The sequence below is a fragment of the Fictibacillus sp. 18YEL24 genome (genome assembly GCF_015903855.1).
GTDB classification, from domain to species: Bacteria; Bacillota; Bacilli; order Bacillales; family Fictibacillaceae; genus Fictibacillus; species Fictibacillus phosphorivorans_C.
This window is the reverse complement of the sequence record NZ_JACZDT010000004.1, coordinates 323,823-337,022: the sequence shown is the minus strand read 5'-3', so window position 1 is coordinate 337,022 and position 13,200 is coordinate 323,823. Positions and strand designations below refer to the sequence as shown.

The 13,200-nt window shown below is 38.6% G+C and carries 12 protein-coding genes and 1 pseudogene; 4 read left to right on the top strand and 9 right to left on the bottom strand.

The genetic code is table 11. From position 1 onward, the window contains the following. The 3 genes from HU823_RS14885 to pdhA all read right to left on the bottom strand — a co-directional run bounded on the left by HU823_RS14885 (window position 1) and on the right by pdhA (window position 3,499). Window positions 1–1,332, bottom strand: coding sequence for a dihydrolipoamide acetyltransferase family protein (locus HU823_RS14885; RefSeq protein WP_197222563.1), 1,332 nt, complete (start codon window positions 1,330–1,332; stop codon window positions 1–3). A gap of 105 nt (window positions 1,333–1,437) precedes the next feature. Next, window positions 1,438–2,415: an alpha-ketoacid dehydrogenase subunit beta gene (locus tag HU823_RS14880; protein WP_144701024.1), complete on the bottom strand. Its 978-nt coding sequence runs from the start codon at window positions 2,413–2,415 to the stop codon at window positions 1,438–1,440. Between the two features lies 1 nt (window position 2,416). Next, the gene (gene pdhA, locus HU823_RS14875) at window positions 2,417–3,499 is read right to left on the bottom strand and encodes a pyruvate dehydrogenase (acetyl-transferring) E1 component subunit alpha (RefSeq protein ID WP_066393280.1); all 1,083 of its coding nucleotides are present in this window, start codon (window positions 3,497–3,499) and stop codon (window positions 2,417–2,419) included. A 554-nt stretch (window positions 3,500–4,053) separates the two neighbouring features. Between pdhA and def the strand changes: the two genes are divergently transcribed. Continuing rightward, window positions 4,054–4,605 (top strand): peptide deformylase, encoded by a 552-nt coding sequence (gene def, locus HU823_RS14870; protein WP_197222562.1) that lies wholly within the window; start codon window positions 4,054–4,056, stop codon window positions 4,603–4,605. Window positions 4,606–4,713: 108 nt separating this feature from the next. Here the strand turns inward: def and HU823_RS14865 are convergent. Both HU823_RS14865 and HU823_RS14860 read right to left on the bottom strand, forming a co-directional pair. Then, a pseudogene (locus HU823_RS14865) lies at window positions 4,714–6,146 on the bottom strand (carbon starvation CstA family protein). 77 nt (window positions 6,147–6,223) lie between these two features. Continuing rightward, complete coding sequence (locus HU823_RS14860) at window positions 6,224–7,135, bottom strand: DMT family transporter (protein ID WP_197222561.1); 912 nt, start codon at window positions 7,133–7,135, stop codon at window positions 6,224–6,226. 374 nt (window positions 7,136–7,509) lie between these two features. On the opposite strand from HU823_RS14860, the gene HU823_RS14855 reads away from it, so the two are divergent. Then, complete coding sequence (locus HU823_RS14855; protein WP_144701031.1) at window positions 7,510–7,719, top strand: DNA-dependent RNA polymerase subunit epsilon; 210 nt, start codon at window positions 7,510–7,512, stop codon at window positions 7,717–7,719. 3 nt (window positions 7,720–7,722) lie between these two features. After that, window positions 7,723–9,393 (top strand): ribonuclease J1, encoded by a 1,671-nt coding sequence (gene rnjA / locus HU823_RS14850; protein WP_137789794.1) that lies wholly within the window; start codon window positions 7,723–7,725, stop codon window positions 9,391–9,393. A gap of 43 nt (window positions 9,394–9,436) precedes the next feature. Here the strand turns inward: rnjA and HU823_RS14845 are convergent, their stop codons facing one another. Together HU823_RS14845 and HU823_RS14840 are read right to left on the bottom strand one after the other, a co-directional pair. Then, window positions 9,437–10,102, bottom strand: a complete 666-nt coding sequence (locus HU823_RS14845; RefSeq protein ID WP_137789795.1) for a potassium channel family protein — start codon at window positions 10,100–10,102, stop codon at window positions 9,437–9,439. Between the two features lie 176 nt (window positions 10,103–10,278). Next, window positions 10,279–10,821 carry a peroxiredoxin gene (locus HU823_RS14840; RefSeq protein WP_066393264.1) on the bottom strand — a complete coding sequence of 181 codons (543 nt, stop codon included), beginning with the start codon at window positions 10,819–10,821 and terminating at the stop codon, window positions 10,279–10,281. A 253-nt stretch (window positions 10,822–11,074) separates the two neighbouring features. On the opposite strand from HU823_RS14840, the gene HU823_RS14835 reads away from it, so the two are divergent. Continuing rightward, entirely contained in the window at window positions 11,075–11,278 is a 204-nt protein-coding gene (locus tag HU823_RS14835; protein ID WP_137789796.1) for a ChaB family protein, read from the top strand. 7 nt (window positions 11,279–11,285) lie between these two features. Here the strand turns inward: HU823_RS14835 and HU823_RS14830 are convergent, their stop codons facing one another. Both HU823_RS14830 and HU823_RS14825 read right to left on the bottom strand, forming a co-directional pair. Continuing rightward, on the bottom strand, window positions 11,286–12,605 hold the full coding sequence (locus tag HU823_RS14830; protein WP_197222560.1) for a hemolysin family protein: 1,320 nt from the start codon (window positions 12,603–12,605) through the stop codon (window positions 11,286–11,288). Window positions 12,606–12,721: 116 nt separating this feature from the next. Then, entirely contained in the window at window positions 12,722–12,967 is a 246-nt protein-coding gene (locus HU823_RS14825) for a YkuS family protein (RefSeq protein ID WP_137789798.1), read from the bottom strand. Window positions 12,968–13,200 lie beyond the last annotated feature (233 nt).

Below are 13,200 nucleotides of genomic sequence, written 5' to 3'. Positions count from 1 at the left end.
TTACGCCTCCATTACTAATAGTTGTGGATCGTTCAATAAACGCTTAATGTGATTCAATGCATTTTGAGCTGTTGCACCATCGATCAGACGGTGGTCAAAGCTAAGAGATAAAGCTAAAACAGGAGCAACTACTACTTCTCCATCTTTAACAACTGCTTTTTCAGCAATACGGCCGATACCTAAGATCGCTACTTCTGGGTGGTTGATAACTGGTGTGAACCATTGACCGCCTGCAGAACCGATATTCGTAATCGTACAAGATCCGCCCTTCATCTCTTCACCAGAAAGCTTACCATCACGTGCTTTAGTAGCTAGTTCATTGATTTCAGAAGAGATTTTGAAGATGGATTTACGATCAGCATCTTTAACAACTGGTACCATTAGTCCGTTATCTGTATCTGCCGCAATACCGATGTTGTAATAGTGCTTGTATACGATTTCTTCGTTTGCATCGTCGATAGATGCATTAAGCACAGGGTATTCACGCAATGCAGAAGTTAATGCTTTTACCACGTATGGAAGATAAGTAAGCTTGATGCCTTTATCTGCAGCAACTTGCTTAAATTTCTTACGGTGTGCAACAAGATCAGTAACGTCCACTTCATCCATTAGTGTAACATGAGGAGCTGTATGTTTGGAGTTAACCATCGCTTTTGAGATCGCTTTTCTAATTCCTTTGATCTTTTCACGAGTTTCCATTTCGCCAGCAGGAATTGCTTTAGGCGCTTCTTTCTTCGCTTCAGCTTTTGGAGCTGCTTCAGTTTCAGTCGCTTGTGGTGCTGCTTCAGCTGCTCCGCCGCCACTTACGAATTTGTCGATGTCTTCTCTAAGTACACGTCCGTTATCTCCAGAACCTTGTACTTTACGAATATCAACTTCTTTTTCACGAGCATATTTACGAACAGAAGGCATTGCGATCACACGCTTAGATTCGTCTGCTGGTTCTTCTTTCGCTGTATCTTCCGTTTTATCTGTTTTAGCTTCTGATTTGTCAGCTTCTTTAGCTTGATCAGCAGTAACATTCTTTTCTTCTTCAGCTTTAGGCTGTTCTGGAGCTTCATGACCACCGCCATGAGCATCAGCAGGAATTTCACCTTCTGCTTCAATTGTTACTAGAACATCACCAACTACAGATACTGTTCCTTCGTCTACTTTAAGTTCAAGAATTTTACCGTCTACAGGAGATGGAATTTCAACTACAGCTTTGTCGTTTTGTACTTCAAGCAGGATATCGTCTTCTTTTACTTCGTCCCCTGCTTTTACAAACCACTTTACAATTTCACCTTCGTGAATTCCTTCTCCAATATCGGGAAGCTTAAATTCAAATGCCACGATTAACGCCTCCTATTATATAACAATCTTTTTCGTCACTGATGTGAAAGAGCTGAAAGAAAAAGTCAAGAACTGACGTCTCTTTCAGCTAACATTCATTTTTTCTTAGAAGTTGTAGACTTTCTTTGCTTTATCTACAATATCACGATGATCTGGAATCCAAACATCTTCGGCAGAAGCATACGGGAACACTGTATCTGGTGCAGTCACACGCAATACAGGTGCTTCTAAGTGAAGGATTGCACGGTCGTTGATTTCAGCTACAACGAACGCCCCAATACCAGCTTGTTTTTGTGCTTCTTGCACGACAATTGCTCGACCTGTTTTTTCAACAGACGCCATAATCGTTTCGATATCAAGCGGGCTAATCGTACGAAGGTCGATCACTTCAGCAGAGATGCCTTCTTTTTCCAATTCTTCAGCAGCTTTTAATGAAGCGTGAACCATAGCACCGTAAGTAATGATAGAAACATCCTTACCTTCACGTTTCACATCTGCTTTACCAAGTTCGATCGTGTATTCTTCCTCTGGTACTTCGCCACGGAAAGAACGGTATAGTTTCATATGCTCTAGATAAACTACTGGATCGTTATCACGAATCGCAGAGATTAATAGACCTTTTGCGTCATATGGAGTTGAAGGAATAACAACTTTGATACCAGGAGTTTGGTACATTAAACCTTCAAGGCTGTCTGCATGAAGCTCAGGTGTTTTAACGCCTCCACCAAATGGTGAACGAATCGTTACTGGAGAAGTATAAACTCCGCCTGAACGGTATCTCATACGACCCATTTGTGCAGCAACTGAATCAAATACTTCAAATACGAAACCAAAGAATTGAATCTCCATTACTGGACGGAAACCTGTAAGCCCTAGACCTATTGCAAGTCCCCCAATTCCAGACTCAGCTAGCGGAGTATCAAAAACGCGATCTTCTCCAAATTCTTTTTGAAGTCCTTCAGTAGCACGGAATACTCCACCGTTTTGGCCTACATCTTCACCGAAAACAAGAACTTGTTCATTGCTTTTTAATTCATTACGCATAGCGTCTGTAATTGCTTGAATCATAGTCATTTGAGCCATATTATTTCGACTCCTTTGCTGTGTATTCTTCTAACTGCTCACGAAGGTTGAACGGAAGGTCTTCGAACATGAAGCCGATAAGGTCAGTAACCTTTTGCTTAGGCGCTCCGTCTGCTTTCTTGATCGCAGCTTTAATATCTTCTTTTGCTTCTTCTACAACTTTGTTTTCTTGCTCTTCAGACCAAAGGTTCTTCTTCTCTAAGAACTTACGGAAACGAACAAGTGGATCTTTCTTTTCCCATTCATTATCAAGATCTTTTGTACGGTAACGAGTAGGATCATCTCCTGCCATCGTATGTGGCCCGTAACGATAAGTAAGAGTTTCAATCAATGTAGGACCTTCACCAGAAACTGCACGCTCGCGAGCTTGTTGAGTCGCTGCATAAACGGCAAGAACATCCATTCCATCAACTTGAATTCCTTCAATACCAGCTGCAACTGCTTTTTGAGCGATCGTTTTTGCTGCAGATTGCTTTTCAACTGGAACTGAGATCGCAAAACGGTTGTTTTGAACAACAAAGATCGTATTAGCACGGTATGCTCCTGCAAAGTTTAATCCTTCGTAGAAGTCACCTTGTGATGCTCCACCGTCACCAGTGTAAGTGATACATACGTTCTTTTTGCCTTGTTTCTTAAGTCCAAAACCAACACCAGCCGCTTGAATGATTTGAGCGCCGATGATGATTTGAGGCATCAATACGTTTACACCTTCAGGAATTTGTCCACCTTGGAAGTGTCCGCGAGACCATAAGAATGCTTGTGTTAATGGGAAGCCGTGGAAAACCATTTGAGGGATATCACGGTATCCTGGAAGAATCCAGTCTTCTTTATCTAAAGCATAGTGAGTTCCAAGCATAGAAGCTTCTTGTCCTGCTACTGGAGCATAGAATCCAAGACGCCCTTGTCTGTTTAAAGAGATAGCACGCTGATCCCAAATTCGAGTGTAAACCATGCGGCGCATTAGTTCTTGCAGATCTTCATCAGACAAATTCGGCATTGCCGATTCGTTAACAACTTCTCCGTCTTCAGAAAGAATCTGGAACGTTTCAAATTGATCTTGAACTGCATCAATTGTTTTCGTCATGAAAAGTCACCTCTTCCTTTCTTTTACCCTGTCAATTTTCCCTAATCTTAAAAACATGCACATATTTAACAGGTTGCCCAAAGTGAAACATTTTTAAGACAGGTTTATATTATTAAAAGGCTTTTAGGTATGCCTTTGTGTACCCACCTGAAGTTTTCCCTTGTATTCAAGAGCTAAACCATCTTGCGGCATCCTAACTGTATTACTATTCAACATATCTAGAGTAACACAACAATCCTTTTCACGTAAATTAGTTTACACCACTGCTCATACACAGTCAATCTATAGGTTGCATATAGTTATCACATATTTACGAGCCTGTTCATCAATCGTTTATCCAGTCTCATTAACCTAACTGTTTCATATTAATTTTTCCGCTGTATTAGTCGTTTTTAGCTTATATTTGATAACTGTAGACTACCTTACAATAAAAGATTGAACTATAATATTGCCTAAAATATTTTATTTCCGTTCTTTTTTATTAAAAATCCTCTATGTTATGATAAGAGGAAATTAAATTAACTTAAAAGTATATCGGCACGGAGGTTTTGCTTGTGTTAACAATGAAAGATGTAATAAGAGAAGGTCACCCAACACTTAGGGAAAAAGCGGTCGAAGTACCTTTTCCATTCTCAGATGAAGACATTAAAACAGCGAATCAACTTCTTGAATTTGTAAAGAACAGCCAAGATCCAGAGATTGCAGCAAAATATAATTTAAGACCCGGTATCGGAATTGCTGCTCCTCAAATTGGAATCTCAAAACGAATCTTTGCTTTTCATGTTTCTGATGAAAATGGGAATTTATACAGTTATGCACTATTAAATCCAAAAATCATTAGTCATTCAGTTCAGATGACTTATTTAGACGGAGGAGAAGGGTGCTTATCTGTAGACAGAGAAGTACCTGGACTTGTACCTCGATATGCTAAAGTTACGGTAAAAGGATTCACACCTGACGGATCAGAAGTGAACTTGAAATTAAAAGGACTTCCTGGTATATGTTTTCAACATGAACTCGATCATTTAGACGGCATCATGTTCTTTGACCGAATCAATGAAAAGCAGCCCTTTGAACCTCCTGCAAACTCTGTTGTAATAAGATAACGATCAACAAAAAAACTCACTAATCTGGTCTTCCAGCTTAGTGAGTTTTTTTATTCTTTGACGCACGTTTTTCTATTTAATTGTACTATTTTATCTAAGGAACCTCATTTAAGCTACATCGCGATCATCATCAACGAGCATTGCTCCTTCGTCGCTTGGTTTACTTCGCACGAACAAGAAAGTTGCTATTACAGTTGTTATTGCTGCAATCGTATAAGCTATTCCGTTTGAGAGACCGAGACCGATTGGAGCGTTACAAATGTAAGTAACAGTCACCATCGTCATAAAAATAGCGGGCAACGTAGCGATCCAATGATTTTTTTTCGATCTTTTAAATACATGGCTCCTACCCAAAGAGCTAGCATAGCCGTTGATTGGTTAGCCCATGAAAAATAACGCCATAGTAATGTAAAGTCAATCTTCGTTAATAAAAATGAAATAACGAACATGGGTATAGCAATCCAAAGTCTAGAAGATAGTTTCTTTTGACCGATGTTGAAGTAATCAGCTAGTATCATTCTGGCACTTCGGAATGAAGTATCTCCTGAAGTGATTGGTAGAATGATGACACCGATTACCGCAAGCGTTCCTCCAATTGCTCCAAGCATCGTTACTGACACTTCACTAACAACTGCAGCAGGTCCACCTTCTGCAATAATGCCTGATAATGATTTTCCATCGAATAAACTCATTGCAGCTGCTGCCCAGATCATAGCAATAACAGCTTCTGCTATCATCATGCCATAGAAAATTTTTCTTCCTTCTTTTTCATTTTTAGTCGTTCGTGAAATAATAGGCGATTGTGTAGCGTGAAATCCTGAAAGTGCTCCACATGAAATGGTCAAGAATAAGAGTGGGAAAATCGGTACGTTATCGGGATGCATATTCTCAAATGAGAGTTCTGGAATCGGTGCGCCTGTAACTACTAATCCCCCACCTATTCCAATTGCACTAATTACGAGCAACGCACCAAAGACTGGATAGACTCTCCCAATAATCTTATCGATTGGTAAGAGCGTAGCAAGAATATAATAAACAAAGATTAATCCAATAATGAGACTTAAACTTACCCAATCTCCCGTAAGATCATGAATTAGCGCTGCTGGAGCACTAACAAAAACTGTTCCTACTAATAATAAAAGAAGAAGAGTAAAACCATTTACAACATGTCTCATCGCATTTCCTAAAAACTTACCCGCGAGTTGTGGTAAATGCGCCCCTCGATTTCGAATAGAAATCATTCCAGTTAAATAATCATGAACAGCACCTGCAAATATTGCTCCAAGTACGATCCAAAGAAACGCTACCGGACCATATAATGCACCCATGATAGGTCCAAAAATCGGACCTACTCCTGCAATGTTCAATAACTGATTAAGAGAGTTCGTTTTTGTACCCATCGGGACATAATCAATTCCATCTTCTTGTGCATAAGCAGGTGTCTTTCTTTCCTGCTTTACTCCAAACACTCTTTCAACGTACTTTCCATACGTAAAATAACCAATGACTAATAATACAATTGAAACTAAGAATGTAATCAACCAGATTCCCCCTCACGTTGTATACGCTTACATTCTACACGAAACAAAAAAAACACTCAATTTTAAATTGAATGTTTTTAAGCTGTTCTATCACGTTCCAGGTGTAAAACGTCCTTTTTCTTCTTTTTCTTCCCTGTTAGATAGACACCTATAAAAATAAGCAGCAAACCCCAGAATGCACTTGAGTGTATTTGTTCATCTAACAAGACGCTACCCCACATTACGGCAGATACAGGCACTAGGTAAGTGACTAGTGTAGCAAACTCGGCTGAACCAGCAGAGATCATATAATAATATAGCAAGTATGCAATTCCTGAACCAAAAACTCCGAGACCGATAAGGGATGATAATATAGTGTAATTAATAGGATTTTCAGGCATTGTCCAACTCTCCGTCAATAACATCATGAGAGCACTTAGAAGCATACCTGCAAATAATGTGGTAGAAGCCGTGATCCAAACCGTTGTATTCTGAAGATGTTTTTTTGCGTATTGTGAACTATATCCATAGCAACACGTAGCTACGAGCATCAAAACAATCCCTAAGCCCAACTGATTCTTAGTCAACCCAGGAGCATCAATGTCCATTAACAATAAAATACCCATAAAACCGACGAGTACCCCAGCCCATTGTTTCCATTGCAATGATATGGAGAAAAAGAAAACACCCATCATTGATGTCCAGATTGGAGTAGTAGCATTTAATATAGCCGTATACCCGCTATCTAAAAAAGTTTCGCTCCAAGCAATCAGTCCCCAAGGTAGACCAGCATTCAAAAAACCTACAAGAAGCAACTTTTTTACGGGAAGTGCTTTCCAGTGAACTGCTTGCTTGCTAATCATAAACAAAGGAACGATTGTCAATATTCCTAGCAAACAACGAATAAATACAATCTGCCATGGATCAAAAATACCAAGTAAAAATTTTATAAATAAGAAAGACATTCCCCATATCAAACTTAAAACAAAGAGGGCAGAATATAATTTCATTGGTTAACCCCTTCTCATATAAAATATAAAAAATGTAACAATTTCCCTCTAAAAATATCGATTCAACTACACATACTAGTAATAAAAAGAGCCGTGGAGGGTAATAAATGAAGATGAGAACGCGCTTATTAAAAAAGTTAAGGAAATGGGTAAAACAACAAAATAATAACGGAAAACTAATTCTTAACTAAGTTAAGTTTTTCGATTAACTAACGTCATTATATAGGATAAACCCTAGAGCTTAACAGTTATTATTTTTATCTTTTTGTGGTTTTCCAACGATGCATTATGAAAAAACATGAAAAACATGTCACTTTCCTTTATAATAGGACGAAGAAACTCAAAAACTACAGACCGGTAAGGAGACATGAAATATGATTTTCAAAGTATTTTTTCAAACTAGCTTAACAGAGGTTCCTGTTCGTGAACACACTCAAACAGTATACGTAGAAGCTGAAACGATTAACGACGTACGTAAAAAGCTTGCTGACCGCAAATACAACATTGAATACATACAAGAAATTAACGGTAAATTTCTAGAGTATGAAAAAGACACGAATTCATTGGAATTGGAGAATGTATAATTTATGAAATTTGTAAAAAATCATCAAGCCGCCGTATTTGCGCTAGGCGGTTTAGGAGAAATCGGTAAAAATACGTATGCCGTTCAATTTCAAGATGAGATCATCCTTATTGATGCAGGAATTAAATTTCCTGAAGATGAACTTTTAGGGATTGATTACGTAATTCCAGATTATACGTATCTTGTAAAAAACGAAGAAAAGATCAAAGGTTTATTTATTACTCATGGACATGAGGATCACATTGGAGGTATTCCTTATCTTCTAAGACAAGTGAACATCCCAATCTATGGAGGTAAACTTGCACTTGCTCTGATCAAGAACAAATTAGAAGAACACGGTTTGCTGCGACGTGCACAGTTACATGAAATCACTGAGGATGATGTGATCAAATTCCGTAAAACATCTGTAAGCTTCTTTAGAACTACTCACAGTATTCCAGATTCTTATGGACTTGTAGTGAAAACGCCACCAGGAAACATCGTTCACACTGGTGACTTTAAATTTGATTTCACGCCTGTTGGTGAACCTGCGAACTTAACAAAGATGGCAGAGATCGGAAAAGAAGGTGTACTCTGCTTACTTTCTGATTCAACAAATAGTGAGGTTCCTGGGTTTACACTTTCAGAGAGACGTGTCGGAGAAAGCATTCAAGACATTTTCAGAAAAATGGAAGGCCGAGTGATCTTCGCTACATTTGCTTCAAACATCCATAGATTGCAGCAAGTCGTTGAAGCTTCTGTAGCAAACAATAGAAAAATTGCTGTGTTTGGCCGCAGTATGGATTCTGCCATTACAGTTGGACAAGAGCTCGGCTTTATTAAAGCACCTAAGAATACGTTTGTTGATGCAAATCAGATCAACCGTCTGCCTGATAACCAAGTTACGATTCTATGTACAGGAAGCCAAGGTGAACCAATGGCCGCTCTCTCAAGAATCGCTAACGGAACACATAGACAGATTCAAATCATTCCTGGAGATACAGTTGTCTTCTCATCCTCACCTATTCCAGGTAACGCATTAAGCGTTAGTAAGACGATCAATCAGTTGTTCCGTGCAGGTGCAGAAGTGATTCATGGTTCATTAAATGATATCCATACATCGGGTCATGGTGGGCAGCAAGAACAAAAGCTTATGTTACGTCTTATGAAGCCTAAGTTCTTTATGCCGATTCATGGTGAATATCGAATGCTTAAGATGCACACGAAACTTGCTTCTGATTGCGATGTTCCTTCTCAGAATTCATTTGTAATGGATAATGGCGAAGTTTTAGCTCTTTCTCATAACGAGGCGATGGTAGCAGGAAAGATTCCTTCCGGTTCTGTCTATGTCGATGGAAGTGGAATTGGTGATATCGGAAACATCGTTCTTCGAGATCGTAAAATTCTTTCAGAAGAAGGTCTAGTAGTCGTTGTCGTAAGTATGGACATGAAAGAATTTAGAATTGAAGCAGGACCTGATATTATTTCAAGAGGGTTTGTTTATATGCGTGAGTCTGGAGACTTAATTCACGATGCTCAAAGTCTTCTTAGCAAACATTTAGAAACGATTATGAACGAGAAAAGAACCACACAGTGGTCTGAGATCAAGAATGAAATAACAGATACATTAGCACCTTTCTTATATGAAAAAACGAAGAGACGCCCAATGATTCTTCCAATCATCATGGAGATTTAGTTTCATAATAAAAACCGTTCCCTGTTCAAGGGTAACGGTTTTTTTATTCTTCATTTGCCATTTGTTTTTCTAAGCGATTGATGTCTTTATCTCCACCGATTACGATCAATACATCTCCTTGATGAATGTTCTGGTCAGCCTGTGGAGAAACGAATATGTCTTTTCCTCGTTTAACTGCCACAACGTTACAACCATACTTAGCCCGTATATCTAACTCGATCAAGGACTTATTGTTCATCTTTTTAGTTGCGACCAATTCAACGATACTATGTTCATCGGATAGTTCTAAATAATCAAGAACGTTGTTCGAGACGATTTGATGAGCAATTCTAACACCCATATCACGCTCTGGATGAATGATTTTATCTGCTCCGATCTTTCTTAAGACCTTTTCATGATAATCATTTTGTGCTTTAACCGTAATCTTTTCTACACCCATCTCTTTTAGAATCAGTGTTGTAAGAATAGACGATTGCAGGTTGTCACCAATCGCCACCACAACATGCTGAAAGTTTCTGATTCCAAGACTTTTCAATACACCTTCATCAGTAGAATCGGCAATTACAGCGTGCGTAACAACGTTGGAAAACTCATTTACTCGATCTTCATCGATATCGATCGCTAGGACTTCCATTCCTTGATCGGCCAATGCTTTACACATACTACCGCCGAAACGACCTAGTCCGATTACAGCATATTGCTTTTTCAAAGTCCATCACTCCAATCTTTCGCGGCATAGCCTTATTTTACCACATTATTTGAAAATCAATATCTAACTAATACCTCTTATGTAAAATTCAAAGAATATGTTCGCGTTTTCATTAGTAATTACAAAAATAACCCAAGAACAACGTCTTGGGTTATAAAATGTACGCTATTTGACGATTAAAGAGTCTTTTGACCAGGCTTCCAGTTTGCTGGGCAAAGTCCACCTGTTTGAAGTGCTTGAAGAACACGTAATGTTTCATCAACATCACGGCCAATGTTGTTATGGTTAACAACAGAGTACATTAATTCACCCTCAGGAGAGATGATGAATAAACCGCGAAGAGCAATACCCTCTTCTTCGATTAGTACACCGTAATCACGAGCTACAGTGTGGTTAGTATCAGCTGCTAGAGAATATTTTAACTCACCTAGACCATTCATGTCACGTGGCGTGTTGATCCAAGCTTTGTGAGTGTGGATTGTATCTGTAGAAACACCAATTACATCAGCATCTAAATCTTCGAACTCGTCAAAACGGTCGCTAAGTGATGTGATTTCTGTAGGACAAACGAAAGTGAAGTCCATTGGATAGAAGAAAAGAACAGTCCACTTGTCATTCTTCATGTTTTCTTCTAAGCTAACTTTCCCAAATTCTTTGTTTGGTAATACTGCATCCATTTCAAATCTAGGTGCTTGTTTTGCTACCATACGTTCTGCCATAGGTGAAAATCCCTCCAAAAAAAACTGTTTTATTTACATGGGTAATTATAGTACAGTCCTTATTTTTAGTCAATGTTAAATAATAATTAATTTAAATAAGGAAAGCTGTTCCCACGTCTTAATTTCTCCTTAATCATAGCAACTTAAACTAAAAATGTGAAATTATCCGCTCATTTCAGATTCTATGCATTCTCAATAAAGAGTTTATATTGAGGATTTCACGGGAACTCTTAGTTCTATAGGAGGGATTCATATGCCGTATGATTCACTTAAAGATCTGCCTGAGGGGGTAAGAGATCACCTTCCTCATCACGGTCAGGAAATATATAAAGAAGCTTTCAATTCTGCACTTGAAGAATACAAAGAAGAAGAGACAGCTCATAAGGTAGCATGGAGCGCAGTAAAACATAAATATGAAAAAACAGAAAATGGACAATGGAAAAGTAAAGACTCCTGAACGATGTTCAGGAGTCTTTATTCGTATCGACATTCTTTTCTTCTGATATTTTTTCAATTCCGATTTTTTTAATCTGTCTGCCATCTAGCTCTAAAATCGTAAATCGATAACTTTCGTAATTAAACGAATGGTTTGATTCTAAATCAACAGACCTTGTTAGAACCCACCCACCGATTGTATCGATTTCACTGTTATCAATATCGAGTGCAAATAATTCATTGATCTGTGAGATGAGCACTTTACCATCCACTACGGTTTGATTTTGATCGATTTGTTGAATTTCAGGTTCTTCATCGATATCAAATTCATCTCTGATCTCCCCAACGATTTCTTCTAAGATGTCTTCAACCGTAACAATTCCTGCAGTTCCTCCGTACTCGTCTACGAGCACAGCCATATGTGTCTGATCTTTTTGCATTTTGACTAATAGTTTTTGAATCGGTATAGATTCATGGACGGTAATAATGGGACGTATATAATCATTTAAGTCAAAATTTTCTTTGCTGAAATTTTCGTTAAAGAATTCTTTAATGTTTACAATCCCTACAATATGATCTTTATCATCATGCCCAACAGGATATCTCGTGAACTTTTCTTCACGCATGATCGCCATGTTCTGTTCACACGTATTTTCTAGGAATAAACAGACCATCTCTGTTCGAGGAATCATGATTTCCTTCGCTACACGGTCATCAAATTCAAAAATTCTGTTCACATAACGGTATTCTGATTGATTGATCTCTCCACCCTGTAAACTTTCAGAAAGAATAAGACGCAACTCTTCTTCTGTATGTACTACTTCATGTTCACTAGCTGGACTTATGCCAAACACCCGTGTCAAAAGGTTCGCTGATCCATTTAGTAAGAAAATAAAAGGGTACATGACCTTATAAAACAGGATAATTGGTTTTGCTGTAGCTAACGAGACCATCTCAGCTTTTTGAATCGCAACTGTTTTCGGTGCCAATTCACCTAGTACCACGTGTAAGAATGTAATTAAGAAAAAGGCGATTGAAAACGAGAGCGTGTGCGTGAGTCCTTCACTCAAACCAGCGTTTTCAAACAATGGCCTTAAAAAGATCTCAACAGTCGGTTCGCCCAACCACCCAAGTCCTAATGCTGTAATCGTTATTCCTAACTGACAGGCTGACAAATAACCGTCAAGATTTCCGATAACTTTTTGTGCAGCGATCGCTTTACTATTTCCCTCGGAAGCTAAATGGTCGATTCGCGTTCTTCGTACTTTTACGATCGCAAATTCAGTGACTACAAAAAATGCGGTTAATACGATAAGTAAAATAATCATGAGTACATTTACGATTGGCATATGGACCTCCCCATCTGCTGCTAAACAACATATATTTTTGTGATTGGTCAATTAATTCCCTGTTAAAACGTGCGTTAAACAGAAATAAAGGGGCAGCATGGCTGTCCCCAGGAGTGTTATGATTGTAATCTGCTTTCAACAGCCTGACATACTTCATCAGCTGACATGCCATGAGCATTTAATACAGAACCTTGTGTTGCTGCATTTTGAATGCCCATAACGTTCTGATCCTGTCCGGAAATTACACAGCAATCACAGCCGTTCGCGTCTTGTTCTTGACGAAGTTCTACAACATCATATCCCTTTGATCGCAAAGCATCTGATACATTTGATAACGATTGTTCTACACCAATTCTAGCCATATTCCCACCTCCTTACTTTTCTTAATGTTTCCAACTCATATTGGGAATATGTAATGAACAATGAAGTGTTGCTGTTGAGACCGTATGTCGATATATGGCGTCACGTGTCGACTCGTGGATAAATCATAAAAACTTTTGGATTGAGCACCAAAATTTGTGGATTGCGTATTAAAACTTTTGGATTGACGGTTAAAATTTCTGGATTGGAGGTTAACATTCGTGGATTGAGTATC